The sequence below is a fragment of the Ensifer adhaerens genome, from assembly GCF_000697965.2.
Lineage (GTDB): Bacteria > Pseudomonadota > Alphaproteobacteria > Rhizobiales > Rhizobiaceae > Ensifer > Ensifer adhaerens.
Genome location: NZ_CP015881.1, coordinates 154,086 through 179,352, shown reverse-complemented (window position 1 = coordinate 179,352; position 25,267 = coordinate 154,086). Strand labels below are relative to the sequence as shown.

Annotated in this window: 24 protein-coding genes; 15 read left to right on the top strand and 9 right to left on the bottom strand. The window is 63.4% G+C overall.

All coding sequences use genetic code 11. The features are described 5' to 3' along the window. Window positions 1–243: 243 nt before the first annotated feature. On the bottom strand, window positions 244–654 hold the full coding sequence (locus FA04_RS20570) for a hypothetical protein (RefSeq protein ID WP_034789708.1): 411 nt from the start codon (window positions 652–654) through the stop codon (window positions 244–246). A 312-nt stretch (window positions 655–966) separates the two neighbouring features. Between FA04_RS20570 and FA04_RS20565 the strand changes: the two genes are divergently transcribed. The 4 genes from FA04_RS20565 to FA04_RS20550 all read left to right on the top strand — a co-directional run bounded on the left by FA04_RS20565 (window position 967) and on the right by FA04_RS20550 (window position 3,758). Then, the gene (locus tag FA04_RS20565; protein ID WP_082584561.1) at window positions 967–1,668 is read left to right on the top strand and encodes an RNA polymerase sigma factor; all 702 of its coding nucleotides are present in this window, start codon (window positions 967–969) and stop codon (window positions 1,666–1,668) included. Between the two features lie 89 nt (window positions 1,669–1,757). Then, a complete protein-coding gene (locus tag FA04_RS20560; RefSeq protein ID WP_034789715.1) occupies window positions 1,758–2,279 on the top strand; it encodes a DUF4142 domain-containing protein in 522 nt (173 codons plus the stop codon). A gap of 11 nt (window positions 2,280–2,290) precedes the next feature. After that, window positions 2,291–2,602 carry a cupredoxin domain-containing protein gene (locus tag FA04_RS20555; protein ID WP_034789875.1) on the top strand — a complete coding sequence of 104 codons (312 nt, stop codon included), beginning with the start codon at window positions 2,291–2,293 and terminating at the stop codon, window positions 2,600–2,602. Between the two features lie 133 nt (window positions 2,603–2,735). Beyond that, on the top strand, window positions 2,736–3,758 hold the full coding sequence (locus FA04_RS20550; protein WP_034789718.1) for an LLM class flavin-dependent oxidoreductase: 1,023 nt from the start codon (window positions 2,736–2,738) through the stop codon (window positions 3,756–3,758). Between the two features lie 112 nt (window positions 3,759–3,870). Here the strand turns inward: FA04_RS20550 and FA04_RS20545 are convergent, their stop codons facing one another. The 5 genes from FA04_RS20545 to FA04_RS20525 form a co-directional block, all read right to left on the bottom strand. Next, entirely contained in the window at window positions 3,871–4,257 is a 387-nt protein-coding gene (locus tag FA04_RS20545) for a hypothetical protein (RefSeq protein ID WP_034789721.1), read from the bottom strand. 113 nt (window positions 4,258–4,370) lie between these two features. After that, window positions 4,371–5,141, bottom strand: coding sequence for an ABC transporter ATP-binding protein (locus FA04_RS20540; RefSeq protein ID WP_034789724.1), 771 nt, complete (start codon window positions 5,139–5,141; stop codon window positions 4,371–4,373). A gap of 9 nt (window positions 5,142–5,150) precedes the next feature. After that, a complete protein-coding gene (locus FA04_RS20535; protein WP_034789726.1) occupies window positions 5,151–6,134 on the bottom strand; it encodes an ABC transporter substrate-binding protein in 984 nt (327 codons plus the stop codon). Between the two features lie 35 nt (window positions 6,135–6,169). Then, on the bottom strand, window positions 6,170–7,054 hold the full coding sequence (locus FA04_RS20530; RefSeq protein ID WP_034789734.1) for an ABC transporter permease: 885 nt from the start codon (window positions 7,052–7,054) through the stop codon (window positions 6,170–6,172). A gap of 9 nt (window positions 7,055–7,063) precedes the next feature. Then, on the bottom strand, window positions 7,064–8,416 hold the full coding sequence (locus FA04_RS20525) for an LLM class flavin-dependent oxidoreductase (RefSeq protein WP_034789736.1): 1,353 nt from the start codon (window positions 8,414–8,416) through the stop codon (window positions 7,064–7,066). 397 nt (window positions 8,417–8,813) lie between these two features. Between FA04_RS20525 and FA04_RS20520 the strand changes: the two genes are divergently transcribed. The 4 genes from FA04_RS20520 to FA04_RS20505 all read left to right on the top strand — a co-directional run bounded on the left by FA04_RS20520 (window position 8,814) and on the right by FA04_RS20505 (window position 12,587). Continuing rightward, complete coding sequence (locus FA04_RS20520) at window positions 8,814–10,175, top strand: dicarboxylate/amino acid:cation symporter (protein WP_034789738.1); 1,362 nt, start codon at window positions 8,814–8,816, stop codon at window positions 10,173–10,175. 81 nt (window positions 10,176–10,256) lie between these two features. Beyond that, a complete protein-coding gene (locus FA04_RS20515) occupies window positions 10,257–10,715 on the top strand; it encodes an SRPBCC family protein (RefSeq protein WP_034789739.1) in 459 nt (152 codons plus the stop codon). 225 nt (window positions 10,716–10,940) lie between these two features. Then, on the top strand, window positions 10,941–11,216 hold the full coding sequence (locus FA04_RS20510; protein WP_089042985.1) for a metal-sensing transcriptional repressor: 276 nt from the start codon (window positions 10,941–10,943) through the stop codon (window positions 11,214–11,216). 48 nt (window positions 11,217–11,264) lie between these two features. After that, window positions 11,265–12,587 (top strand): MFS transporter, encoded by a 1,323-nt coding sequence (locus tag FA04_RS20505; protein WP_034789762.1) that lies wholly within the window; start codon window positions 11,265–11,267, stop codon window positions 12,585–12,587. A gap of 10 nt (window positions 12,588–12,597) precedes the next feature. On the opposite strand, the gene FA04_RS20500 is transcribed toward FA04_RS20505, so the two are convergent. Continuing rightward, on the bottom strand, window positions 12,598–13,200 hold the full coding sequence (locus tag FA04_RS20500) for a TetR/AcrR family transcriptional regulator (protein WP_034789764.1): 603 nt from the start codon (window positions 13,198–13,200) through the stop codon (window positions 12,598–12,600). 457 nt (window positions 13,201–13,657) lie between these two features. Here FA04_RS20500 and FA04_RS20495 point away from each other — a divergent pair, with 457 nt between their 5' ends. Continuing rightward, a complete protein-coding gene (locus FA04_RS20495) occupies window positions 13,658–16,801 on the top strand; it encodes an efflux RND transporter permease subunit (protein WP_034789766.1) in 3,144 nt (1,047 codons plus the stop codon). A 15-nt stretch (window positions 16,802–16,816) separates the two neighbouring features. After that, entirely contained in the window at window positions 16,817–17,968 is a 1,152-nt protein-coding gene (locus FA04_RS20490; RefSeq protein WP_034789769.1) for an efflux RND transporter periplasmic adaptor subunit, read from the top strand. Window positions 17,969–17,986: 18 nt separating this feature from the next. On the opposite strand, the gene FA04_RS20485 is transcribed toward FA04_RS20490, so the two are convergent. Further along, window positions 17,987–18,883 carry a DMT family transporter gene (locus FA04_RS20485; RefSeq protein WP_234798795.1) on the bottom strand — a complete coding sequence of 299 codons (897 nt, stop codon included), beginning with the start codon at window positions 18,881–18,883 and terminating at the stop codon, window positions 17,987–17,989. A gap of 145 nt (window positions 18,884–19,028) precedes the next feature. On the opposite strand from FA04_RS20485, the gene FA04_RS20480 reads away from it, so the two are divergent. Beyond that, window positions 19,029–19,490 carry an Lrp/AsnC family transcriptional regulator gene (locus tag FA04_RS20480; RefSeq protein ID WP_089043044.1) on the top strand — a complete coding sequence of 154 codons (462 nt, stop codon included), beginning with the start codon at window positions 19,029–19,031 and terminating at the stop codon, window positions 19,488–19,490. Between the two features lie 161 nt (window positions 19,491–19,651). Here the strand turns inward: FA04_RS20480 and FA04_RS20475 are convergent, their stop codons facing one another. Further along, the gene (locus FA04_RS20475) at window positions 19,652–20,101 is read right to left on the bottom strand and encodes an Rrf2 family transcriptional regulator (RefSeq protein WP_051659173.1); all 450 of its coding nucleotides are present in this window, start codon (window positions 20,099–20,101) and stop codon (window positions 19,652–19,654) included. Between the two features lie 319 nt (window positions 20,102–20,420). On the opposite strand from FA04_RS20475, the gene hmpA reads away from it, so the two are divergent. The 4 genes from hmpA (at window position 20,421) to FA04_RS20455 (ending at window position 25,255) form a co-directional block, all read left to right on the top strand. After that, window positions 20,421–21,635, top strand: coding sequence for an NO-inducible flavohemoprotein (gene hmpA / locus FA04_RS20470; RefSeq protein ID WP_034789777.1), 1,215 nt, complete (start codon window positions 20,421–20,423; stop codon window positions 21,633–21,635). Window positions 21,636–21,859: 224 nt separating this feature from the next. Then, the gene (locus tag FA04_RS20465) at window positions 21,860–22,462 is read left to right on the top strand and encodes an ANTAR domain-containing response regulator (RefSeq protein WP_034789780.1); all 603 of its coding nucleotides are present in this window, start codon (window positions 21,860–21,862) and stop codon (window positions 22,460–22,462) included. Next, the gene (locus FA04_RS20460; protein WP_034789783.1) at window positions 22,459–23,673 is read left to right on the top strand and encodes a CmpA/NrtA family ABC transporter substrate-binding protein; all 1,215 of its coding nucleotides are present in this window, start codon (window positions 22,459–22,461) and stop codon (window positions 23,671–23,673) included. The genes FA04_RS20465 and FA04_RS20460 overlap by 4 nt, the downstream gene beginning before the upstream one ends. A gap of 325 nt (window positions 23,674–23,998) precedes the next feature. Continuing rightward, window positions 23,999–25,255, top strand: coding sequence for an MFS transporter (locus FA04_RS20455; protein WP_034789792.1), 1,257 nt, complete (start codon window positions 23,999–24,001; stop codon window positions 25,253–25,255). The last annotated feature ends 12 nt before the right edge of the window (window positions 25,256–25,267 follow it).

Sequence of the window (25,267 nt, the reverse complement as noted above, 5' to 3'; positions counted from 1 at the left end):
GGAGGATCGCGATATACTCCCTCGGGCTAGGTTTGCGCCATGCCGCGCGACGACCACACTGTGTCCGTTGCAACGCGGTGCGCATCGGCTCGGGCTGACCAAAACCAGGTTTGCCACCCAGTCGGGCGCAATATCCTTACCGGGCGCGAAAGCGAGGCCGCGCCGCTTACGAGAAACAGGAGGTTAGGGAAGCTTCCGGCTGGCGCCCTGGCTTCCCCCGAGGCTGGCCGATGGGCTCAGCCCTCAGCTAAAGAGCGCCTTCAGACGCGGCCAGAGACCAATGGCCGCGCGAACCCGACGGGCGGCATAGGCAGCCCGCACCGAACTACCGAAATTGCAGTCGCAGACGATGTCGTGCAGCTGATGATCCGATATTTCGAAAAAGCGTTTTGCTTCGCCGTAGCTGTCGTCTGCGAGCCCCGCGAGGCGCAATTGCGTATCCTCGAAGGCGACGGTCATGGGCGAACCGTTGACCTGCATGGCCTGACGCACGGCAGCAGTCGCACGTTCAGTACCGGAAAGCGTGCCAAGCCGGCGATCGGGATTGCTTTCCAAGAGTTCGGCCCAACGCTGAAGCCGTTCCGTTCTCGTCATGACGGGATCGGGACGAATTTCGGCGAGCGCCTGCAACTGTTCTATTGTTTGATGCTTCATCGTCGTCTCTCCTAGTGCGAAGATGCGACCGCGATACGCGCCCCTGCACACCGGGGTCGCCGATCCTCAAACTCGCCAGAGGGAACCCCAGTTCCCTGGCCAGAGAAAAAAAGAGGGCTTGCCAATACCGCTGCGCGAACAGCGCCCCAAGACCCAACTTCCGCTGGCGAAAACACGCGAAATGCCGCTTCGTAGAGACACCCTCGCGACTGGAAGCACGCCCCTGCCCCTATTTCGGTTGCCGCTAACGCGGCGTATGTTTTCTCGGGAACGTTTTTGCCCGATCCGCATCAAACGGTGGTTTGGAGGTGGATGATGAAGGATGCCGTGCAGACAAAACCCGCCACGGCGGAAGCGGACCATTTGACGGACGAGACTCTCGTCGAGCGTGCGCTTGCGAGGGATCCGGAAGCCTTCCGGATCATCATGACAAGGCACAACCAGCGGCTTTTTCGCATCGCGCGCGCCGTCGTGCGCAACGACAGCATCGCCGAGGATGTGGTGCAGGAAGCCTATCTGCGCGCGTTCGAACACCTCGAAACGTTTCGTGGCGATGCCAGCCTCGCCACCTGGCTGCATCGGGTCGTGTTGAACGAGGCGCTCGGACGCCTGCGCCGGTCGGCGACGCGACGGGAGGTTCCGCTTCCGACGGACAACGCCGGCGCCGAGATCGTACCCTTTCCCAATGCTGCGAACGCCGACGATCCGGAACGCAGCCTCGCGCAGCGTCAGATCCTGCGGCTGGTGGAAGAGGCCGCCGACGCTTTGCCGGAAGCCTTCCGCCTGGTCTTTACCGCCCGCGTCATCGAAGCGATGAGCGTCGAAGAAACCGCCGCCCTCCTCAGCATCAACCCAAAGACGGTCAGGAGCCGCCTCTACCGGGCTCGTCAGCTCGTCCGTCAGCAGATCGATCGCCAGGTCGGGCCGGTGCTCCTGAATGCCTTTCCCTTCGCTGGACGTCGCTGCGCGCGATTGACGGAGGCGGTCATGCACCGGCTCGGGCTATCAGGCTGACATTTTCGGGAACCTTTGACTGCGGCGCGCATCCAACGGGTGTCATCCATCAAGACCGGTGCCACTTGCGGCCGGAAAAGGAGTTCCCGATGTATGCCCGTTTCACTTCAGCCCTCGCCGTCGCCTGTCTCATCGGTGGCGCTACCCATGCAGCCGACACGAAGGTCAAAGATCCGCAAATCGCCCATATCGCCTATACCGCCGGCGTCATCGATATCGAGGCCGCCAAGCAGGCCCTGAAAATCTCGAAGGACAAGGAGGTCATCGGCTTTGCCAACGACATGCTGCGCGACCACGAGGCCGTGAACAAGCAGGCCCTCGATCTCGTCAAGAAGCTCAAGGTGACGCCCGAAGACAACGACACCAGCCGCGCGCTGACGAAAGCGGCTACGCAAGAGCGTGAAAAGCTGGCGAAGCTGAGCGGCGCCGACTTCGACAAGGCCTATGTCGCCAACGAGGTGGCCTACCACAAGCAGGTCAATGGCGCGCTTGAAACCCTGCTTATTCCCTCCGCGAAGAATGCCGAGCTCAAGGACCTGCTGGAGACCGGGCTCAAGCTGTTCCAGGGGCACCAGCAACATGCCGAGCATGTCGCCGGGATGATGAAGTAGGCCGCGACATGATGCGGAAGCGAAGCCTTGGCGCCATTTCCGGCCTGGCTCTGATGCTGGCTGCGCCATCGGCGTGGGCGGAGACCATCCGGGTGACGATCGAAAAGCTCGTGTTTTCGCCCGCCGAAATCAGCGCCGCCGTCGGCGACGTGATCGAGTGGGACAACAAGGACGTCATGGCGCACACGGCAACGGCCAAGGGTGATTTCGACGTGGTGATACCACCGAAAAAGATGGCGACACTCACCGTCACCAAGGCCGGAACCTTCGACTATACCTGCCGCTTTCACCCAAATATGAAAGCGCGCCTGCAGGTGCGATGAAAGACTTGAGGGCGGCGGTGCGAGCGCATCCCCACGCGCCGCCGTTCACGGCGAAGTCACCAGACACCGGCTGTATCCGGGAACCGAATTATGCCATGGAAGCGGCTGGTTCCATCGAGGAGGCGGCACGGCCATGAAGAAGATCGGTTTTCTTTCCTTCGGACACTGGACGCCCTCGCCGCAGTCGCAGACGCGATCGGCGGGCGACGCCCTGCTGCAATCGATCGATCTCGCCGTTGCGGCCGAAGAACTCGGCGTAGACGGCGCCTATTTCCGCGTTCATCACTTCGCCCGCCAGCTCGCCTCGCCGTTTCCGCTTTTGGCGGCGGTCGGTGCAAAGACGAGCCGGATCGAGATCGGCACCGCCGTCATCGACATGCGCTACGAGAACCCGCTCTACATGGCCGAGGATGCGGGTGCGGCCGATCTCATCGCCGGCGGACGGCTGCAGCTCGGCATCAGCCGCGGCTCGCCGGAACAGGTGATCGATGGCTGGCGCCACTTCGGCTACCAGCCGTCCGAGGGCGAGACTGAGAGCGACATGGCAAGAAGGCACGCGGAAGTGCTGCTCGACGTCCTGCGCGGCGAAGGCTTCGCCGAACCCAATCCGCGGCCGATGTTCCCCAATCCTCCCGGCCTGCTGCGCCTCGAGCCGCATTCCGCGGGCCTCAGAGAACGCATCTGGTGGGGCGCAAGCTCGAACGCCACGGCCGTCTGGGCCGCCAAGCTCGGCATGAACTTGCAGAGCTCGACGCTGAAGGATGACGAGACCGGGCTGCCGTTCCATGTCCAGCAGGCCGACCAGATCCGCGCCTACCGGGAAGCCTGGAAGGCGGCGGGGCACATGCGCGAGCCGCGCGTCTCGGTCAGCCGCAGCATCTTTGCGTTGGTGGACGATCGCGACCGCATGTATTTCGGCGGCGGAAACAAGCAGGAAGACCAGATCGGTTTCATCGACGACAAGACGCGGGCGATTTTCGGGCGCAGCTACGCCGCAGCACCCGACGTGCTGGTCGAGCAACTGGCAAAGGACGAGGCGATTGCCGAGGCCGACACGCTGCTCCTGACGGTCCCGAACCAGCTTGGCGTCGAGTACAACGCCCATGTGATCGAGGCGATCCTCAAGCATGTCGCGCCGGCACTTGGTTGGCGCTAGCGACAGGCGACGCCTCAAACTCCAGGCATCTGAAATAGGCATCTGAATTCAGGCACCCGGCCGAATCAGGGAGCGCGGCGGTACTGCCGCGCCCCTTCGCTTAACCGGTTCTTCAGGGAACCTGCGGCGGATGCGCGACGCCCAGATAGTAGTCGCCCTGTCCGCCGCTCTGATACTCGCCCGTGTAGCGCTGGCGGGCATCACCCAGCGTGCGGGCCGGCGGGCGGTAGACATAACCCGGCGCCGGATCGACATACGGATCGACATAGATGCTGCCAGTCGGCATCGGATCGACATAGACTTGCGGCTCTACAGGCTCGACATAGACCGGGCCGGGCGCGGGTTCGACATAGTAGGGTTGCCCGTAGAGCACCCGGTTCTGGGTGCCCGGCGGATTGTGCGGATCGATGCCGGTGTAGAAGCCGTTGGCGAGCGCCGGTGTTGCCGTGCCAAGGGCAAAAACGATTGCGGCGAATGACATTCCGTTCGAAAGCTTCATGGCGTTGCTCCTGTCTCGGCTGAGCATCCGACCATCTGGCAGCATCGCCCCCGGTGGATGCGAACGTCGAGAGAGAATAACGCGTAATCGCTGCAACCGTTCCGCACGCGACCTTAGTGCAGTCCGAAGATGCCGAGCAGTTCCTCGCGCTGGCGCACGAAGGCGCTGGCGCTGCGGTCGCGCGGCCGCGGCAGGTCGATCTCGATCAGCCGAGGTTCGCCGCCCTTTTCGCGCGGCAGGATGAGGATACGGTCGGCGAGATAGATCGCCTCCTCGAGATCATGGGTGACGAGCACGGTTGTCACGTCCTCGTCGCGCCAGATCCGCGCCAACTCCTGCTGCATGCTGATCTTGGTCATGGCGTCCAGCGCGCCCAGCGGCTCGTCGAGCAGCAGGATTTCCGGCTGGACCGCAAGCGCCCGGGCAATGCCGACGCGTTGCGCCATACCGCCCGACAATTGCCGCGGATAGGCGTCTTCGAACTGTTGCAGGCCGACCAGTTGCACGTAGCGCCGCGCCCGGTCTCGTGCCTGCCCACGGGAAAGACCACGCGTCTCCAGCCCGAAGCCGACATTGTCGAGCACCGTCAGCCAGGGCAGGAGCCGCGGCTCCTGGAAGATCACGGCACGGTCGGTGCCGACACCTCTCGTCAGCTTTCCGTCGATCAGCACCTCTCCGGCATCCGGATCCTCAAGACCCGCCAGCACCCGAAGCAGGGTCGTCTTGCCCGAACCGCTGGCGCCGACGATAGCGAGCGTCTCGCCGGAGCGGATATTAAGGTTGATATCCCGAAGCACAGGCAAGGGCGTGCCGTTCAGGCGGTAGGACTTGGAGAGGTGACGGATCGTCACCTCTCCCCGGCGAGGGTTCTGGGTAACGCTCATGGAACGTCCTCAGTTGCTGGCCGTTGCGCCGTCGACGGCCAAGAGCACGTCCCTTGGCGCCAGTTGGCCCTGCTTGAGCTTGCCTTCGCGCACCAGCACGTCGATCCAGAATTGGAGGTCACGCTCGACCGGCAGGCCACCGGCCCGCACCCCATAGCCGCGGAAGTACTGGGCGATCTCAGGATTTTCCCCGCGGGCTTTCAGGGCCTTGGCAAGGATGTCCTTCGTTTCCTGCGGATGTTCGCGGGCATAGTCGAGCGCGCGGGCCGACTGCAGCACGAAGGTCTTTGCCGCTTCCGGATGCTCCTTCACGAAGTCGCGTCTGAGCACGACGAAGCCGCCGGCGATCTCGCCGAGCACGTCGGTGTCGTCGAAGATCGCGCGCAGACCACCATTCTTACGAGCCGCGCCCTCGAAGGTCGTCTGCCAATAGCCGAAGGCCGAGATATCCACCTGGCCGGAGCGCAGGACCTGTTCCAGTTGCGGACCGGGCACGACGACCTGGTTGGCGGCATCTGTCGGCAGGCCGACAGAGTGCAAGGCCTCGCGGATCGTATAGTCGAGGTGCGCACCGAGCGTGTTCACCGCTATGCTCTTGCCGGCGATGTCCTTGATGCTTTTGATCGGGCTGTCTTCCAGCACGTAGAAGATCGACTGCACTTCGTCATTGATGCCGTTGGAGGGATAGGCGGCCACGAAATCGTTGCCGCTGATAATCGAGTTCAGCACGGCCGATGTCGCCGCACTGCCGATCTCGACGTCGCCGGAGGCCAGCGCGATCAGTGATGCCGGGCCGCCGGTGGCGTAGCCGACGCTCTCGATCGTGATGCCGGTTCCATCAAAATAGCCGAGTTCCTGCGCGAGTTCATGTGCCGACAGACCGCCTTGGCTGGCGAGATAGCGAAGCGTGACCGCGTCGGCAGCGGCCGCCGGTGAAACAAGGCCAAGTGTGACGGCTGCCGAGAGAAGAAGATTGCGGGGGTGGAAGGTCATCTCGATATCCTTTCGAAGGGGAACTGGTAAGGCGGTCAGGCGTTCGGCGCAGACCAGCGGCAGAGATTGCGTTGGATGAGAACGAGCAGCGCATTGGCGGCGAGACCGAGCAGGGCAAGCAGCAGGATCGATGCAAACATCAGCGGGATCTGGAAGTTGTATTGGGCGTTCATCACCTGGAAGCCGATGCCCTTGTTCGCTCCGATCATTTCGGCAGCGATCAGAAGCAGCAACGCGGTCGTGGCCGAGAGCCTGAGGCCGACGAAGATCGCAGGCACGGAGGCCGGCAGAACCACGCGGCGGAAGACGGCGAGCGAGCCGGCGCCGTAGGTGCGAGCCATCTCGATCAGCTTCCTGTCGACCTCCTTGACCCCACCGATCGTCGACAGGAGGATCGGAAAGAGCGTCGCCCAGAAGATCACGAAGACCTTCGACGTTTCGCCGAGACCGAGCAGCAGAATGAAGACCGGGTAGAGCGCCAGGGCCGAGGTCTGGCGGAAAAGCTGAAGGACGGGGTCGAGTGCCTGTTCGACAAGCCGGACCTGGCCCATGAACAGCCCGAGCGGGATTCCCACCGCGACGGCGGCTGCAAAGGCAATGCCCGACCGCTGCAGGCTGATGGCGATGTCGTCGAGCAGCGCGCCGCCGGCGATGCCGTCCCAAAGGGCCGACAGGATCACGTCGAGCGGCGGAAACACCGCCGCGTTGACCCAGCCCACGGTGCTTGCAACCTGCCAGAAGGCCAGAAACGTAAGCACGAGGCCGTAGCGGGCGACGATTGCGCCGAGCAGGCGGCGCCAGCGCGGCACGGAGTTCGGCCGGGAATGCGCGGCGGGCGAAGTGGAACTCTTGGCAAGAGCCTCACGGCGCGCCGTTGCAAAGCCTGCCGCAAGCGAGGGGTTGATGGTTTCATAGGACATGGCAACACCTCACTCTGCTGCCTGAACGGCCGACCGGGCAGCAGTCCAGCGGTTGACGGGAACGGGCAGGCCGAGGTTTTCGCGCAGCGTCTTGCCCTCGTAGGCAGTGCGGAACAGGCCGCGACGCTGCAATTCCGGGATCACCAGCTCGACGAAGTCGTCGAGCGCCGTCGGGAACCATGGCGGCAGGATGTTGAAGCCATCGGCGGCTTCGTTCTCGAACCATTCCTGCAGGGTATCGGCGATCTGCCCCGCCGTACCGACAATCGTGTAGTGGCCGCGCGCCGACGCGATCCATTGGTAGAGCTGGCGAATGGTGAAGTTGTTCTCGTCGGCGATCTGGCGGATCAGCGCCTGGCGGCTCTTCATGCCCTCGGTCGGCGGCGCCGGCGGCAGCGGCCCGTCGAGGTCGTAACCACGGAGATCGAGCGTTCCGCCGGTCAGGCCGTTGAGCAGGCCGATGCCGTCCTCCTCGACGATGAGCGAGGTCAGCCGTTCGTATTTCTCCCGCGCCTCGGCTTCCGTACGGCCGACGAAGGGCGAGACACCGGGCATGACCAGGATGTGGTCCGGGTTGCGGCCCAGGCCCCGGGCGCGGGCCTTGATATCGCGATAGAATTCCTGCGCCGTTTCGATGTGCTGGTGCGCCGTGAAGATCACCTCCGCAGTGGCGGCGGCAAGGCCCCTGCCATCATCGGACTGGCCGGCCTGCACGATGACGGGATGTCCCTGCGGCGAGCGCGAAATGTTGAGCGGGCCGCGGACCTTGAAATGCTCGCCGCGGTGATCCGTGTCGTGCAGCTTCGCCGGATCGAAAAAGACGCCCGTTTGCTTGTCGCGGATGAAGGTATCGTCCTCGAAACTGTCCCAGAGCTTCTTGACCACATCGACATGCTCGGCGGCGCGCCGGTAACGCTCGGCATGCGGAAGCTGCGTGTCGCGGTTGAAATTCTGGGCGGTCGGATCACCCGTGGTCGTCACCACGTTCCATCCGGCGCGACCGCCGGAAATGAGGTCGAGCGACGCGAACTTGCGCGCTGTCGTATAGGGTTCCTCATAGGTCGTCGACGAGGTGGCTATGAAACCGAGATGGGTGGTGAGTGGCGCCAGCGCCGAAAACAGGGTCACCGGTTCGAAGCCGGCAACACGGGCATTGCCGCCCTCTCGCGCGCCACCGAAGCCGATCGCTAGCCCGTCGGCAAGAAAGTAGGCATCGAACAGACCACGTTCGGCGGTCAGCGCCAGCTGCTTGTGAAACTCGAAACTGGTCGCCCCGTCGGCTGGCTGGTCGGGATGGCGCCAGGCGGCAATATGCTGCCCGCCGCCGGGAAGAAAGGCTCCAAGCCGGATCTTGCGTGTCATCTCAATCCTCTCCTGTCTCGCTTTAAACTCGAGGAGATCACCCTGCCGAGGGCGAAGCGCACAAGGCGCTCCGCAACACGCGGCGAACTCCGGCCACGACAGACAGGTTACATTATATACTAATTTTATAGAGAAAGAGGATTTCAACGAGACGTGCCGGGATTGAAATGTTTTTCGTCAGTTCGCCCGGTTTAGAGATCGATGACCGCTTCGCCGCCCTCAGGCGCAATCCGGCCGGAGCGAGAGTGCGCGGTTGATCCGGGAAAATATTCCACTTGGAATAGTTTTCGAGCCAAAGGTTTTCTTATCTCGACCAGAATACTCGACTATTTTTCGGGCACTTGCGGCGGCCATTGCCTAAAAATGTGGCCGCCGCCACACAATGAGAGTGAAAGACGTGTCCCAAGCAACCACCCAATCCTCACCAAAGCCGATCTATGCTTCCTTCGGGTTCCAAGTCCTGGCGGCCATGGTCATCGGCCTGCTGCTCGGCCTCATCGCCCGCAATATGGGCGTCGATGCCAGCGGCAATGCCAACTGGCTGACGGTCACCCTGCAGACGATCGGCTCGATCTTCGTCCAGCTTCTGCGTGCGCTCGTACCGCCGCTCGTCTTTACCGCCATCGTCGCCTCGATCGCCAACCTGGCGACGCTGCAGAATGCCGCCAAGCTCGTGTGGCAGACGCTGCTCTGGTTCGCGATCACCTCTCTCATCGCCGTCGTCATCGCCATCGCACTCGGCCTGATCATTCAGCCGGGCATCGGTTCGGCCGTTTCGCAGGAAGCTGCCAAGGCCCCCTCCTATTCCGGCTCGTGGCTCGATTTCCTGAAGGGCCTCGTGCCCGCCAACATGCTCGGCCTTGAAGCCAGCACCAAGGTCACCGACACGGGTGCCACCACCTCGCTCAATTTCAACGTGCTGCAGATCCTCGTCGTTTCGATCGCCGTCGGCGCCGCGGCGCTGAAGGTGGGCGATGCTGCCAAGCCGTTCCTCGCCTTCAACCAGTCGCTTCTCGCGATTGTGCGCAAGGTCCTCTGGTGGGTTATCCGGCTGACGCCGATCGGCACGATCGGCCTGCTCGGTCGCGCCGTTGCCCAGTACGGCTGGGAAACGCTGGCGCAGCTCGGCTGGTACACCGCTGCCGTCTATATCGGCCTTGCGATCGTGCTCTTTGTCGTCTACCCGGCGCTGCTCGTCGGCCACGGCCTGAGGCCCTCGCGCTTCTTTGCCGGCGCCTGGCCGGCGATCCAGCTCGCCTTCGTTTCACGCTCCTCCGTCGGCACCCTGCCCGTTACCGAAACAGTGACCGAAAAGAGCCTCGGCGTGCCGCGCGAATATGCCGCCTTCGCCGTGCCGCTCGGCGCCACCACCAAGATGGACGGCTGCGCCGCGATCTACCCGGCCATCTCGGCGATCTTCATCGCGCAGTTCTTCGGCCTGCCGCTCGGCATCCAGGAATATGTGCTGATCGTCTTCGTCTCGGTGCTCGGCTCTGCCGCAACCGCCGGCCTCACCGGCGCGACTGTCATGCTGACGCTGACGCTTTCGACGCTCGGCCTGCCGCTCGAAGGGGTCGGCCTGCTGCTCGCCATCGACCCGATCCTCGACATGGGCCGCACGGCGGTTAACGTCGCCGGTCAGGCGCTCGTGCCGACGATCGTCGCCAAGCGCGAAGGCATTCTCGACGAGACCGTCTACAACGGCGACAAGGTGCTCGACGACCTGGAACCGCTTGGCGCCGCTGCACGCGCTGCCTGACGGCGTGAAACGACGCATGCGGGCCGCAAGGTCCGCATGCCGTGTTATACTTCAGGCGTTCCGCCTGTTGAGGGATCGGCGATGTCGTCGACCAACTTTCATCTCGTCACCGAATGGACGATCGCCTCCCAGCTTGAAGACGTGTGGCGTGAACTCAGCACGCCGGAACGCTGGCCCGAGTGGTGGCCATCGGTGAAGCAGGTTACGCTGCTAAACGAGGGGGACGAACATGGTGTCGGCGCCGTCAGGCGCATGCGCTGGTCGACGGCACTCCCCTACGAACTGGTCTTCGACATGGAGACCACCAAAGTCGAGCCGCCTCTCTTCATCGAAGGCCGGGCCTTGGGCGAACTCGACGGCATCGGCCGCTGGACCCTGCAAGGCGAAGGCAGCGCTTGCCGCGTTCGCTATGACTGGATCGTGACAGTCACGAAGCCCTGGATGGTCCGTCTTTCCTTTATCCTCAGACCCGTCTTTCGCTGGAACCACGGGGTGGTGATGGAGCGCGGCCGCCGCGGCCTCTCGAAGAGGCTGGCCTAAAGCAACGGCGGGCACATTCCGGAAAGACGCGCAGACGGACGACTATTGCGCCAGGCGCGTGCCTCGTGCCTGATGATTTCGCCCAGGCGCTGGGCACCCGGTCCCGCCGCATCTGGATCCGGATAGACCAGATACATGGCGCCACAACGCCCGCCTTCGGACACCGCAGCAACCATCGAAAATCACTCCCTTGAAATATCCTATCCAGGGGGATAGGATATTGATATGAGCGAGCACAGACACGACACCCATCCCGAGATCGTCAAGCGGCTGAAACGCGCGGAGGGGCACCTGAAGAGCGTCATCACCATGATCGAAGGCGGCCGCTCCTGCCTCGACATCGCCCAGCAGCTCCACGCAGTGGAGAAGGCGATCAGCCAGGCGAAGCGAACCCTGATCCAGGATCACCTGGACCATTGCCTTGAAGACACGATCGGGGCGCTTCCGCACGAGCAGCGCCACTCCATCGACGAGTTCAAGGCGATCACGAAATACCTCTGAGCAGCAAATCCGCTGCCACAAACCGCCACCGAGCGAGGCCCAATCATCATGCTGCAGATCCTCGCAAACCGCACCTATCGCCACCTGTTCCTGGCGCAGGTGATCGCGCTGATCGGAACCGGCCTCGCAACCGTCGCGCTTGGCCTTCTCGCCTATGATCTGGCCGGCGCCGAAGCGGGCGCGGTGCTCGGGACGGCGCTCGCGATCAAGATGATCGCCTATGTCGGCGTGGCGCCGATCGCCGCCGCCTTCGCCGAACGGCTTCCACGCCGTGCCATGCTCGTCAGCCTCGATCTGGTGCGCGCCGCCGTCGCGCTGTTCCTGCCGTTCGTGACCGAGATCTGGCAGGTCTATGTGCTGATCTTCGTGCTGCAGTCGGCCTCGGCCGCCTTTACCCCCACCTTCCAGGCGACCATTCCCGACGTGCTGCCGGATGAAAAGGAATACACCCGCGCCCTGTCGCTCTCGCGGCTTGCCTATGATCTCGAAAGCGTCGCAAGCCCGATGCTCGCTGCGGCACTGCTTACCGTCGTCAGTTTCCATGACCTGTTTGCCGGCACGGTGATCGGCTTCCTCGCCTCGGCCGCCTTCGTCGTGTCCGTCGCGCTGCCAAGCCCGAAGGCTGCGGAACGGCGCGGTATCTACGACCGCACGACACGGGGTCTGCGCATTTATCTCTCGACGCCACGGCTGCGCGGCCTGCTCGCGCTCAATCTCGCGGTCTCGGCGGCGGGTTCGATGGTCATCGTCAACACGGTGGTGCTGGTTCAGGCCGGCTTCGACCTTACCCAGACCGACACGGCGATCGCGCTTGCCGCCTTTGGCTGCGGCTCGATGATTGCCGCGCTGATGCTGCCGCGCCTGCTCGACAGGACGCCTGACCGTTTCGCGATGTTTTCCGGGGCGACGATCCTCGTCGCCGGCCTGTTCATCGGGCCCCTCGTTCCAAATTTCGCTTCGCTGCTGCCGCTGTGGCTCGCCATCGGTATCGGCTACTCGCTGACCCAGACGCCGTCCGGCCGGTTGCTGCGCCGCTCCGCCCAGCCCGAAGACCGGCCGGCGCTCTTTGCAGCGCAGTTCGCCCTTTCGCATGCCTGCTGGCTGATCACCTATCCGCTGGCCGGCTGGCTCGGCGCTACCGCCGGGCTCGGCACGACCTTCATCGCGCTTGGCCTCATCGCCATCGGCGCTGTCGCCGCGGCCGCCCGGCTCTGGCCCGCGCCCGACCCGGACGAAATCGAACACACCCATCATGCGCTGGCGGGCGATCACCCCCATCTTGCCGGTGCGACGCGCGTCGGCAGCGGCCACCGCCACACCCATGTGTTCGTGATCGACAGCCATCACCCGGACTGGCCAGCCCAGCGGTAGGCAACGGCCGCTACTTGGAGGCGGTGCTGTTGCCGGCAAAAGACAGGATCGCCGCATCGGCGATCTCGGCGAAACGAGCACTTGGCCCTTCGGCGCCGCTGCTCTGCTGCGCGGCGCGCGCGCCATCGATCAGCAGCAGCAGCGTGTCGCCGAGCAGCTCTGCGTCGGCGATGCCGGCCCGGCGGCACAGCTCGACGACCCGGTCGCGCTGCGCATCCTTGAAGAGGCGGATCACCTCGCGGCCAGGGTGATCCTCATCGGTCAGCTGCACGGCGGCGCTCATCATTTCGCATTGGCACTTGTCCTCGCCGAGGTGCTCGGCGATACGCCGGACCCAGGCCCTGAGCTGACCGATACCGTCGCCCGGGTGCTGGTCTTCCAGTTCGCGCCAGAAGCCATCCATCTCCATTCCCGCATGGCGCAGGCATTCGACGATCAGCTCGTCCTTCGAACTGAAGTGGCGGTAGAGCGTCATCTTGTTGCTCTCGGCAGCATCGGCAATCGCATCGACGCCGGTTCCGCGAATGCCGCGGCGGCGAAAGAGATCACGCGCAGCCTCGACGATGCGATCGCGCGGCGAACGACGGGATGGTTTGCAGAAATCCGTTGTCATCGCAGTGGTCCGGCGTGAACGGCGCGGAAAATCTTGCCCCTTGACGCCCTGTCATTGGTCGATAACATGCGACGATGTTACCGACCAGTAACATTTTCGCCACCGTGGCAAATCAAGGAGCATCCGCTTGCGGCAAAGAGCTCTTCCGGAAACGGCGGCGGTAACAGCAGAAAAATTTCATGCGCAGTGTCGGTGAGCGCGGTCGCCAGGCGTCTTTTAGCCAGAGCGCACACCGCAGAGACTTTTTAGATTCGATAACGCTCGTGATTTGGTCGTCGTGATTAGGACCGGATCGGCCCTTCATGATCTCGTGCTGGAGCCTTATGATGCGCATGCTGGATGGGCTGAAGGCTGGGGAGACCGTCGCTGACCGCAAGGTCCGCGCGGCGGGCGTGCCGGTGCCGAGTTTCCGCCACGCCGCCTGCTGCGATGGTGGCGCTCCCAAAGGATCGGCCCCATGATTGACTTCTTCATCCACCGGCCGATCTTCGCATCGGCGATCGCCATCATCATGACGCTCGCCGGCGGCATCTGCTATTTCCTGCTGCCGATTTCGCAGTTTCCCGACGTCACGCCGCCGCAGATCGTCGTTGCCGCCAACTATCCGGGCGCCAGCGCCCAGGTGGTCGCCGACACGGTGACGACGCCGCTCGAACAGCAGATCAACGGCGTGCCCGGCATGCTCTACATGACCTCGACCAGCTCGAACGACGGCTCGTCGCGCATCATCATTTCCTTCGAGGTCGGCTATCCGATCGACGTCGCCGCGCTCGACGTGCAGAACCGCGTCTCGCAGGCCGCCTCCTCGCTTCCGGCCCTCGTCAACCAGACCGGCGTGACCATCGCCAAGCAGATCCCGAACTTCACCGTGCTCGTCAGCCTGGATTCGCCTGACAATTCGGTCGATTTCGCCGCGGTCAGCAACTACGCCTACCTGCAGATCCTCGATCCACTCAAACGCCTGCCGGGCGTTGGCGACGTCCAGCTTTTCGGCGAGCGCCGCTATTCGATGCGCGTCTGGCTCGATCCGGATCGCATGGCCAATCTCGGCATTACCGCCGTCGACGTCCAGAACGTCATTGCCGAGCAGAACATCCAGGTCGCCGGCGGCAAGATCGGGCAATCGCCGGCACCGGCCGGCACGCCCTTCGAGATGCAGATCAACGCGCTCGGACGCTTGAGCGACCCGTCCCAGTTCGGCGACATCGTGCTGCGCGCCGACCAGACGACGGGGGCAACGACGCGGCTGCGCGATGTGGCGCGCATCGAGCTCGGCGCGCTGCTCTATTCCTCGTCGGTCACCTTCAACGGCAAGGAAAGCGTCGTGCTTGCCGTCTTCCAGGCACCGGGCTCCAACGCGCTCGACCTGCAGGCCCGCGTGCAGGCGAAGATGGACGAGCTGTCGCAGCGCTTCCCCGCGGGCATCGCCTACCACATGTTCTACGACACCACGCGTTTCGTCTCGGCGGCGATGAAGGATGTCGTGTTCACGCTGCTCGAGGCGCTCGCCCTCGTCGTCTTCGTCGTCTTCATCTTCCTGCAAAACCTGCGCACGACGATCATCCCTACGATCGCCATTCCGGTTTCGTTGATCGCGACGCTGGTCGTCATGTATCTCTTCGGCTTCTCGCTCAACATGCTGAGCCTGCTCGGCATGGTGCTTGCCATCGGGCTTGTGGTCGACGACGCGATCGTCGTCGTCGAGAACGTCGAACGCCAGCTGGAGGCCGGGCTGCCGCCGCTCGAGGCCACCAAAAAGGCGATGCAGGAGGTGACCGGCCCGATCATCGCGACGACCGCGGTGCTGCTGGCCGTCTTCATCCCCGTCGCCTTCATTCCGGGCGTCGCCGGCAGCCTCTACAACCAGTTTGCGCTGACGGTCGCAATCTCCGTCGCTTTTTCCGCCTTCAACTCGCTGACCCTCAGTCCGGCGCTGAGCGCCGCGTTCCTGCGCTATCGCGGCGAGCCGCGTTTTGCCCTCTTCCGCTGGTTCAACAGCGGTTTTCACGCCCTGTCGCACGGTTATGCGCGCAGCGTCGCCGGGCTCGTGCGCTGGCGCTGGGCGCTGTTTGCCGTCTTCCTCGCCGCGATCGCCTCGACCTATGCGCTATGGCAGCGCATCCCCTCGACCTTCCTGCCGGTCGAGGACCAGGGCTATTTCTTCGTCGTCATCCAGTTGCCCGATGGTGCCTCGCTCGAACGCACCGAGGCGGTCGCGCGGCGATCCGAAGAGATCCTGCGCGGCACCGCCGGCGTCGATTTCGTCGGTTCGGTCGTCGGCTTCAACTTCCTGTCCTTCGCCGCCCAGTCAAACTCGGCCGTGCAATTCGCCGTATTGAAGCCATGGGACGAGCGGCCGCCCGAACAAGGCGCCTCGGCGCTGCGTGAAGAGGTGATGCCGCAACTGCTGCAGATCCCGGACGCGCTGGTGCTCGCCTTCGACCCGCCGTCGATCCAGGGGCTGGGTGCTACCGGTGGCTTCGAGTTCCAGGTGGAGGACCTTGCCGGCCGCAGCGCCGAGGCGCTGAACGACGCGACGCAGGCGCTGATCGCTGAGGCGCGCAAGCAGCCGGAAATCAATCCCTACCAGCTGTTCACCACCTTCAGCACCTCGAGCCCACAGTTCGACTATGACCTCGACCGCGACAAGGCGAAGCTGCTGGGCCTGAGCCTGCCGGATATCTTCAGCACACTGCAGATCTATTTCGGCTCGCTCTATGTCAACGACTTCAACATCTTCGGCCGCACCTTCCGCGTGACGCTGCAGGCCGATCAAGGCGCACGCGCCTCGGCCACCGATCTCTCTCGTCTCTACGTGCGCAACACTGAGGGGGAAATGGTGCCGCTCAATACGCTAGGAACCTTCAAGCCGACGGTCGGCCCGGAGACCATCACCCACTACAACAATTACCCCTCGGCGCTGATCAACGGTGCGGCAGCACCCGGCTTCAGCTCGAGCCAGGCGGTGGCGGCGATGGAGCGGGTGGCAAAAACGACGCTGCCCAGGGACTACACATTCGAGTGGACCGGCATTACTTATCAGGAGATCCGGGCAGGCTCGATCGCCGCGCTCGTCTTTGCGCTCGCCCTCGTCTTCTGCTTCCTGATCCTGGCCGCCCAGTATGAAAGCTGGTCGATGCCTTTCATGGTGCTGCTGTCAGTGCCGCTCGCGCTTTTGGGCGCGCTTTCGGCGCTCTGGCTGCGCGGTATGCAGATCGACGTCTATTCGCAGATCGGTTTCGTGATGCTGGTCGGACTTGCCGCCAAGAACGCCATCCTGATCGTCGAGTTCGCAAGACGCCGACGCGAGGAAGGGCTCGACGTCGTCGCAGCCGCCGCGGAAGCGGCGCGTCTCCGGCTGCGGCCGATCCTGATGACGGCCTTCGCCTTCATCCTCGGCGTGCTGCCGCTGATGTATGCCAGGGGCGCAGGTGCTGCCAGCCGCCAGTCAATCGGCACCACCGTCTTCGGCGGCATGCTGGCGGCGACGATCCTCACACTCATTTTCGTCCCGGTCTTCTACGCGGTCATCGAAAAATGGCGCGAGGGCACGTCCTCGCGGCCGATCGGCCAGCGTCACGAGCCGGAGGCGGCGGAATAGGAATTGGAGCCTGACATGCGTGGTTCGAGACTGGTCCTTGCCGCAGCGGTCGTGGTCGCCGCCCTTGCTGCGGCCTATCATTACAAGAACGGCGGATTCGAGCTGAAGGGCGGCGACGCCGGCGCGGCGGTGGGGCCGCCGCAACAGGCCATGCCCGTGCCGGTCGCCTCGGTCGTCAAGAAAACCATTCCGATCTATCTCGACTATTCGGCCCGCACCGAAGCGATCCGCAACGTGACGCTCCGCGCCAAGATCACGGGCTATATCGAGTCGCAGGCGGTGCCCGACGGTTCGGATGTGAAGGAAGGTGATCTGCTCTATCGGATCGACCCGCGCGATTATCGGGCAGCGCTCGATCAGGCAAAGGCCCAGGTCGAGCGCGACCAGGCGTCGCTCGCCTATCTCCGCTCCAATCTCAACCGCGGCAATGAACTGGCCACGACGGGTTACCTCGACAAGGACAGCTTCGATCAGCGCCAGAGTGCTGTGCACCAGGCCGAAGCGGCACTGGAGATGTCGCGGGCGGCGGTGCGCACCGCCGAGATCAATTTCGACTACACCGAAATCCACGCGCCCTTTGCCGGCCGGCTCGGCCGCGACCAGGCGCCGGAGGGAACGCTTGTCAGCAACACCGCCGGGACACCGCTCAACAACCTCGTGCAGCTTTCGCCGATCTATGTTTCCTTCAACCCGAGCGAAACAGAACTCGCCGACATCCAGAAGGCCCGGGCGAAGGGGAAAGTGCAGGCGGAAGTGCTTTTGCCTGGCGACAAGGAACCGCGCTATCGCGGCGACCTCACCTTCATCAACAACACGGTCGAGGGAAATACCGGAACGGTGGTGGCGCGCGTGACGATCGACAATACTGATCTTTCCCTGCTGCCCGGCCAATATGTCCGCGTCCGGCTGAAGATCCGCGACGAGCCGAACGTGCTGATGGTGCCGGAAACGGCGCTCGGCTCGAGCCAGCTCGGCAAATACATCTATGTCGTCGGCAAGGGTGAAACGGTCGAACAAAGGCTGGTCACTCTTGGCCCGACGAGCGGTGATCTCATCGGCCTGACCTCAGGCGTTGCGGAAGGCGACCAGGTGATCGCGGGAAACCTGCAGAAAATCTTCCCGGGCGCACCGGTCAAACCGATGCCGGCCGAGCAGGCGCAGAAATAGGCCGGTCGCCGGCCCGGCCTACGCCCTTTTCAGGATCGGGAAGACCATGCCGAACGTGATGACGGCAATGGCAACGACCTGAAGCAGCGTCGGAACTTCGCCGAGAACGACGACCCCCGCCGCGGTCGTCGTCACCGGGACGCACGGCATGAACAGCGACGCAGGCTGCGGACCCAATTGACGGATGACATAGGTGTAGAGAACGCTCGCGAGCGCTCCGGCGAGAAAGCCTTGGATGACGAATTGCGTGGCAATTTCGGTGAAAGAGGCGGCAGCGAGCCCGCTGGGCGCCAGAATGTGCAGCAAGGGCAACGGCAGACAGGAGAAGAACACCACTGCGATCGTCGCCGTCACGGCGTCGACGGACCATAGCCGCACCAGCACCGCAAAGGTGGCAAACATCAACCCCGAAACGGCGAACAACAGATCACCCCGCAATGTCCCGGCGTCGGCGACGCCCGATTGGAGCACGAACAGAAAAAGGCCGGCAATGACCGTGGCAACGCCAGCAAGGCGCGTGCCGGAGGCCTTGTCCTTGAAGACGAGACGGGAAAACAGGAACGAGAAGAAGACGATTACGGCGGGAGAGAGTGCTGCCGCATGGGCGACCGGTGCCAGCGAAAGTCCCTGGTTGATGATGAGCGGATAGGGCAGCCCCGTCAGCAGCGCCAGCACGGTTGCCTTGCGCCAGCCAAGCTGCATCAACTTCGGCAAGCCGACGCTGAGGAACACCGGCAGGAAGGCCAGGGCGGCGCCAGAGAACCGCAAGGTGACGATGTCGGCGGCGGTCAGATGCTCGCGCAGACTGAACCGGGCGGCCACAAACTGTAAGGTGGTGATTGCGACGACCGCCACCCCTGCCCATATCGCCAGCCGCCGGCTGCGGTCGCCCTCCCCCATCGTAACACTTTGCACGCCCGTCTCTCCACATTGCGGAAGCCTTACCCGGCGGCTTCGACAGAAGCACCGTATTGCGCGAACGGCCGCGTCAAAATACACTGATTTCAATGAATCTAAGCGATTATCACTCTTTCATGGACAAAATAGTGTGAAGAACGAAATTGCAGGCCTCGACACCATCGATCGCACCTTGTTGAGATTGCTGCAGGAAGATGGCCGGCGGACCACACTGGAGCTGGCAGAGCGTGTCGGCCTGTCGCCAACGGGCACGAGCCAGCGCGTGAAGCGCCTCTTCCGCGAGGGCTACGTGAAGGCCGTGCGAGCGATCCTCGATCCGAAGAAGATCGGCCGGGGCACCGTCGTCTTCATCCAGGTGCGCCTCGACCATACCGCCCCGCATATCTTCGAGCGCTTCTCCGACGCGGTTGCAAAGGCGCCGGAAGTTCTGGAATGCCACATGGTGATCGGCGGCTTCGACTATCTGGTGAAGGCGCGCATTGCCGACATGTCGCTGTTCCAGGATTTTCTCGAACGGGTGATTTTGCCCCTGCCCGGCGTCAGGGAGACGCACACCTACGCCTCGGTCGGCGACGTCAAGCCGGACGCGCTGCTACCGATCTGATGCTCAGGCGGGCTCCAGCCACGGCCAAGCTCGCCCCAGCAAAGCGGCGCAACCTCAAATCGGACGTGAAGTAGCAGGTCGCGACGAGTCATTGGGGTGCCGGGCGTTATTATTCCTCGAGCGACTGGCGACCTATCACGCGCGGGTCACCAATCCCTTCGTCACACGGTGCAATCTTCGCCCGGCAACGCTGCCCTGAAACCCAGGAGCACGCCGAGCGTCGAGCGTTTTTCGACGAGATCCGCAAGCGTGTACTTGTCGAAGACCGCGACGAAGGCGGCCGTGGCTTCCGAAAGGACGGACGGCAGGCTGCAGGCCGGCGCGATGCGGCAACCTCGGCAATCGATCAGATCCGACAACTCCTCCGTGTGCCGGAGGAGAGCGCCGAGATTGATTTCGTTCGCAGCCCTTGCGAGCCTGATACCGCCGTTCCGGCCGCGTACAGCCTCCAGAAACCCCGCATTCGCGAGGTCTTGAACCACTTTCATCATATGGTTCTGCGAGACCGAGAAGGTATCGGATATCTCCCGGATGGAGCTGAGCCCAGTGGGCTGGGAGCCCAGATAGATCATCAGGCGCATCGCATAGTCGGTGTATTTCGTGAGCCTCATCGCGGGATCTGCGTCAAAAAGTCCGTTCAAAAAACATGCATTTAATTAGCATCTTTGATCGCAAGCGAATAGATGCATTTCAGATACATCTTTAAGGGTCATTTGCGATGAACGCGCGAACGGTAGCCGGAGCTGAGATCAGGATGATCGTCGAATGCTTCCAGGGCGAAGTCCGCATTAACAGGATTTTGAGCGCGGGATTCGCTGCCGCGAGAGATTGGGACACAGTTCCCGATCACCGGGCCCGGTGAATTGCCGGCTGCATTTCCAGGATCACCAACCTGCCCCCACTGATACGTCCCACCGAAAGGAAAAAATCATGCCGAAACCACTCTCCCCCGAGACTGTCCAGATCGTGAAAGCCAGCGCTCCGGCGCTCGCGGCCCACGGAACGGAAATCACGAAGAGCATGTATGCCCGCCTCTTCCGTGACGATCATATCCGCGCGCTGTTCAACCACGCCAATCAGGGCGAAGGCGGTTCACAGGTCAACGCGCTTGCCGCCGCCATTCTCGCCTATGCGCAGAACATCGATAATCTCGGCGTGCTTGGCCCGGTGGTCGAACGGATCGCCCACAAGCACATCGGCTACCATATCCTTCCGGAGCACTATCCCTTTGTAGCCAAGGCTCTTCTCGCCGCCGTCGAGGATGTGCTCGGAAGTGCTGCGACCCCTGAGCTCCTCAACGCATGGGGCGAGGCCTATTGGTTCCTGGCCGATATTCTCAAGGAGCGCGAAACCGCCATACGCGGCGAACTGATGGAGCGCTCGGGCGGTTGGAACGGCTGGAGAGATTTCGTCATCGTCTCAAAAGTTCGCGAGAGCGACGTCGTCACCTCGTTTATCCTGAAACCCAAGGACGGCGGTCGCGTTGCGCGCCACAGACCCGGCCAATATCTGACGTTTCGCTTCCAACTGGACAATGGCCTGGAGATGAAGCGCAACTACTCGATCTCCAGCGGGCCGAACGACAGCTTCTACCGCATCTCGGTAAAGCGCGAGGCGCAGGGGCAAGGCGGATCCCGATATCTCCACGATCAGGCGACCGTCGGCACGGTCTTGAGCGCGACCCCGCCGGCCGGCGACTTCTTCCTCCCCGAAGCGCCGGAAGCACCTGTCGTATTGCTGTCGGGTGGCGTCGGCCTGACCCCCATGGTCAGCATTCTCGAGACGATCGCCGAGGAACATCCGAACCTCGAGGCGCACTTCGTCCACGGCGCGCTGAACAGCGGCACGCATGCCATGGATCGGCATGTTCGCGAACTCGCCGACGCACACGGCAAGATCACGATCAGCAGCTTCTATAGTGCGCCTGCAAACGGGGATGCCGTGGGGCTGTCGCACGACTTCGATGGCTTCATCACCGCGGAATGGCTTCGCAAGCACACGCCGATCGCCAATGCCGAATTCTATCTCTGTGGCCCCAAACCGTTCCTTCGTGCGCTCGTCCCGGCTCTTGCCAGGGAAGGCGTTTCCAGCGAGCGGGTCCACTATGAGTTCTTCGGCCCAGCCGACGAACTCATTGCAGCCTAAAATGCCTTCGGTCGGCACTTTCACGGACCGTGGAAGAGCTTGATCTCCTCATTGCCGCGGCGCTGCCTTCGCGCCGCGGCAAGCCGACCTGCGCCGAGGATTGCGGCAGTCCCGCCTGTGCGTAAACGCCATCCGAAAGATCGCCCTTGCTTTCGGACCCGCCATGCTGCATTGCAAAAAGAGCCGACACGGCAGGTCAAGCTTGGTCAGAATGCGGTCGTGGCATGCAGCACAGCAGACTAAACGTCCTGGTCATCGACGAGAATCGCATCCGCGCCGCCATCATCGAGGACGGGCTGCGCGACGCGGGCTATGACCATGTCACCGTCATCGACAATATGCACGGCCTGGCGCGGCGTATCGCGGACCTCAATCCCGACGTCATCGTGATTGATCTCGAAAACCCAAACCGCGACATGCTGGAAAGCATCTTCCAGCTTTCGCGCGCGGTGAAGCGCCCGATCGCGATGTTCGTCGACAAGTCCGACGAGGCCTCCATCGAGGCGGCTGTCGAGGCCGGGGTCTCGGCCTATATCGTCGACGGTCTGAAGCAGGAACGGGTGCGCCCCATCCTGAAGATGGCGATCAGCCGCTTCAACGCCTTCTCCCGCCTCAACCGCGAGCTGGAAGAAACCCGCGGCGAGTTGGAAAACCGCAAGGTGATCGACCGCGCCAAGGGCCTCTTGATGCGCTCGCGCGGGCTCTCCGAGGAAGAGGCCTATGCGCTGCTGCGCCGCACGGCGATGAACCAGAACCGCAAGATCGTCGACATCGCCCAAAGCCTCGTCACGGCGGCAAGCCTGCTCGATCCGGGAGGAAAGGAATGACGACGCGCCACGCCATCACCGCCGGTTTCGTGCCGCTCCTCGACAGCGCCTTGCTCGTTGTCGCCCGCGAGATGGGCTTTGCCGAAGAACAGGGGATCGACCTGACCCTGCTGCGTGAGCGCTCCTGGGCGAGCATCCGCGACCGACTTGCGGTTCGCCATGTCGATGTGGCGCATATTCTCGGGCCCATGCCGATCGCCGGCAATCTCGGCCTCAATGTGCCTGCCCCTGAAATGATCGTGCCGATGTCGCTGGGTCTCGGCGGCAATGCGGTGACGGTGTCTCCGGCGCTCTGGCAAAGGATGGCGGAAAACGGCGCGACCACGGATCTCGATGCGCGCGCGAACGGTGCAGCCCTGCGCAAGGCGATCGATGCGCAGGCGGGCGCGCCGCTGCGTTTTGCCGTCGTGCATCCCTATTCCGGGCACAATTACGAACTGCGCTACTGGCTGGCGGCGAGCGGCATCGATCCGGACCGTGATATCGAGATCGTCGTGCTGCCGCCACCCGACATGGGCGATGCGCTCGCCGAAGGCGTGATCGACGGCTATTGCGCCGGCGAGCCCTGGAACACCTTCGGCGTGCTTCGCCGCGGCGCACATCTCGCCACCGTCAAGGCGGCGATCTGGCGGTCGAGCCCCGAGAAGGTGCTTGGCGTCAACGCAAAGTGGGGGGAGGCCAACCCGGAGGCGATGGCCGCCCTGCTCGTGGCGCTTCATCAGGCGTCAATTTGGTGCGCCCGCCCGGATAACCACGAGGCACTCGCGACCCTTCTGGCAAAGCCTGCCTATGTGGGGCGCGACGCCGAACTGCTTCTTCCCGCCCTCAAAGGCACGCTGCCGGTCGGCGGCGGTGAGGTCCGGGTGGTCAGAGATTTCTTCGTTCCGAATGCCAAGGCGGCGACCTTCCCCTGGAAGAGCCATGCCCTCTGGTTCTACACCCAGATGGTGCGCTGGCGGCAGATCGAGCATGCGGCAGAGCGCCAGCGCATCGCCGCGGAAACCTACCGGCCGGACATCTACCGCGCCGCATTGAAGCACCTTGGTATCGCCATGCCGTCGGCAAGCGCCAAGGTGGAAGGCGCCTTGACCGTCGAAACCCCAGTCGGCTCATCGGGCGCGCTGACGCTCGGGCCGGATGGTTTCTTCGATGGCGGACGCTTCGATCCCGACGACCTCGATGCCTACATCGCTGCCCAGTCTGCAGGCTGAATGCGCGACGCCTAATTTATGCGCATTGCACAAAAAATGGCTTCGCACTGCACCAAGGAATGTCACCCACCGGGATGACGCCAGGCCGACGATTTCACTTTTTCTTTTAGATCAATAGCTTGCCAAAACTGGCACGCTGATTGCTTTTATATTCTCAGGCCCTCGGGCCAAGAGATCGGTGTCCAACGACGGGCGCCCTACCAGCAAAGCCGCTGATCAGGACTGCGCACACGGAGCGAACCGTGTCGGGCATACCTGGCCAGCGGCTTTTTGTTTTTCACCCCCAAGATGGAGCGGCACGACCTTGTCGGGCCTCGGAGAAGCCATGTCTGAGAACAAGCAGCCATTATCCGCCAGCGAACCCGCCACGGCTTTGTGGATGTCCACTTTTGCCTTCACGATCTGTTTCGCCGTCTGGACGATCTTCGCCATCATCGGCATCCGCATCAAGCAGGACCTCGCGCTCACCGAAGCGCAGTTCGGCCTGCTGGTTGGCACGCCCATCCTCACCGGTTCACTGGTGCGCATCCTGCTCGGCGTCTGGACCGGGCGCTACGGCGGGCGCCTCGTCTATACGCTGACGATGCTGGCCGCAGCCCTTGCGACTTTTCTGCTCACCTACGCCACCACCTATCCGCAGATGCTGCTCGCCGGCCTCGGCATCGGTCTTGCCGGCGGCTCTTTCGCGGTCGGCGTCGCCTATGTCTCGCCCTTCTTTCCGCCGGAAAAGCAGGGCACGGCGCTTGGCATCTTCGGCGCCGGCAATGTCGGCGCGGCGGTGACGAAATTCCTGGCGCCCTTCGTCCTCATTGCCTGGGGCTGGCAGACGGTTGCCGAGATCTGGGCGGCCGCACTCGTCGTCACGGCACTCGTCTTCTGGTTCACGACAAGCGACGATCCGGCCTTCCGCAGCCGCCGCGAGCGCCAGCTGCCAAAGCGCAGCCTGCTCCAGGAGTTCGCACCGCTGAAGAACGCCCAGGTCTGGCGTTTCTCGCTCTACTATTTCTTCGCCTTCGGCGGTTTCGTCGCCCTCTCGCTCTGGCTGCCGCGTTATCTCGTCGGCGTCTACGGCTTCGATATCGCCGTGGCGGGCATGGTCGCAGCCGCCTACTCCATCCCCGGCAGCGTCTTCCGTGCCTTCGGCGGCGTGCTTTCCGACCGCAAGGGCGCGCGTAGCGTCATGTACTGGATGCTCGGCATCTCGGCGGTGGCAACACTGATCCTGTCGCTGCCGGCCGCCGGCGAGGGCCACGGCTTCGGCATTACGCCTGCCGTCTTCATCGTCACGGTCTTCGTGCTCGGCTTCGTCATGAGCCTTGGCAAGGCCGCCGTCTACAAGCACATCCCGGCCTATTACCCGGAAAACGTCGGGGCGGTCGGCGGCATCGTCGGCATGGTCGGCGGGCTCGGGGGCTTCGTGCTGCCGATCGCCTTCGGCCTGCTCAAGGACGCGACCGGCCTGTGGTCGAGCTGCTTCCTGCTTCTCTTTGCCGTCGTCGTCGCATCGCTCCTGTGGATGCATCTTTCGATCCGCCAGATGGAACGCCGCGCGCTCACCCTGCCGACGGCTGCTGCCGCGTAAACAGACAAGGAC

Excerpts from the sequence above, each read along its gene's own strand:
- FA04_RS20570 (WP_034789708.1), bottom strand. The coding sequence starts at position 654 with ATGAAGCATCAAACAATAGAACAGTTGCAGGCGCTCGCCGAAATTCGT.
- FA04_RS20565 (WP_082584561.1), top strand. The coding sequence starts at position 967 with ATGATGAAGGATGCCGTGCAGACAAAACCCGCCACGGCGGAAGCGGAC.
- FA04_RS20560 (WP_034789715.1), top strand. The coding sequence starts at position 1,758 with ATGTATGCCCGTTTCACTTCAGCCCTCGCCGTCGCCTGTCTCATCGGT.
- FA04_RS20555 (WP_034789875.1), top strand. The coding sequence starts at position 2,291 with ATGCGGAAGCGAAGCCTTGGCGCCATTTCCGGCCTGGCTCTGATGCTG.
- FA04_RS20550 (WP_034789718.1), top strand. The coding sequence starts at position 2,736 with ATGAAGAAGATCGGTTTTCTTTCCTTCGGACACTGGACGCCCTCGCCG.
- FA04_RS20545 (WP_034789721.1), bottom strand. The coding sequence starts at position 4,257 with ATGAAGCTTTCGAACGGAATGTCATTCGCCGCAATCGTTTTTGCCCTT.
- FA04_RS20540 (WP_034789724.1), bottom strand. The coding sequence starts at position 5,141 with ATGAGCGTTACCCAGAACCCTCGCCGGGGAGAGGTGACGATCCGTCAC.
- FA04_RS20535 (WP_034789726.1), bottom strand. The coding sequence starts at position 6,134 with ATGACCTTCCACCCCCGCAATCTTCTTCTCTCGGCAGCCGTCACACTT.
- FA04_RS20530 (WP_034789734.1), bottom strand. The coding sequence starts at position 7,054 with ATGTCCTATGAAACCATCAACCCCTCGCTTGCGGCAGGCTTTGCAACG.
- FA04_RS20525 (WP_034789736.1), bottom strand. The coding sequence starts at position 8,416 with ATGACACGCAAGATCCGGCTTGGAGCCTTTCTTCCCGGCGGCGGGCAG.
- FA04_RS20515 (WP_034789739.1), top strand. The coding sequence starts at position 10,257 with ATGTCGTCGACCAACTTTCATCTCGTCACCGAATGGACGATCGCCTCC.
- FA04_RS20510 (WP_089042985.1), top strand. The coding sequence starts at position 10,941 with ATGAGCGAGCACAGACACGACACCCATCCCGAGATCGTCAAGCGGCTG.
- FA04_RS20505 (WP_034789762.1), top strand. The coding sequence starts at position 11,265 with ATGCTGCAGATCCTCGCAAACCGCACCTATCGCCACCTGTTCCTGGCG.
- FA04_RS20500 (WP_034789764.1), bottom strand. The coding sequence starts at position 13,200 with ATGACAACGGATTTCTGCAAACCATCCCGTCGTTCGCCGCGCGATCGC.
- FA04_RS20495 (WP_034789766.1), top strand. The coding sequence starts at position 13,658 with ATGATTGACTTCTTCATCCACCGGCCGATCTTCGCATCGGCGATCGCC.
- FA04_RS20490 (WP_034789769.1), top strand. The coding sequence starts at position 16,817 with ATGCGTGGTTCGAGACTGGTCCTTGCCGCAGCGGTCGTGGTCGCCGCC.
- FA04_RS20475 (WP_051659173.1), bottom strand. The coding sequence starts at position 20,101 with ATGAGGCTCACGAAATACACCGACTATGCGATGCGCCTGATGATCTAT.
- hmpA (WP_034789777.1), top strand. The coding sequence starts at position 20,421 with ATGCCGAAACCACTCTCCCCCGAGACTGTCCAGATCGTGAAAGCCAGC.
- FA04_RS20465 (WP_034789780.1), top strand. The coding sequence starts at position 21,860 with ATGCAGCACAGCAGACTAAACGTCCTGGTCATCGACGAGAATCGCATC.
- FA04_RS20460 (WP_034789783.1), top strand. The coding sequence starts at position 22,459 with ATGACGACGCGCCACGCCATCACCGCCGGTTTCGTGCCGCTCCTCGAC.
- FA04_RS20455 (WP_034789792.1), top strand. The coding sequence starts at position 23,999 with ATGTCTGAGAACAAGCAGCCATTATCCGCCAGCGAACCCGCCACGGCT.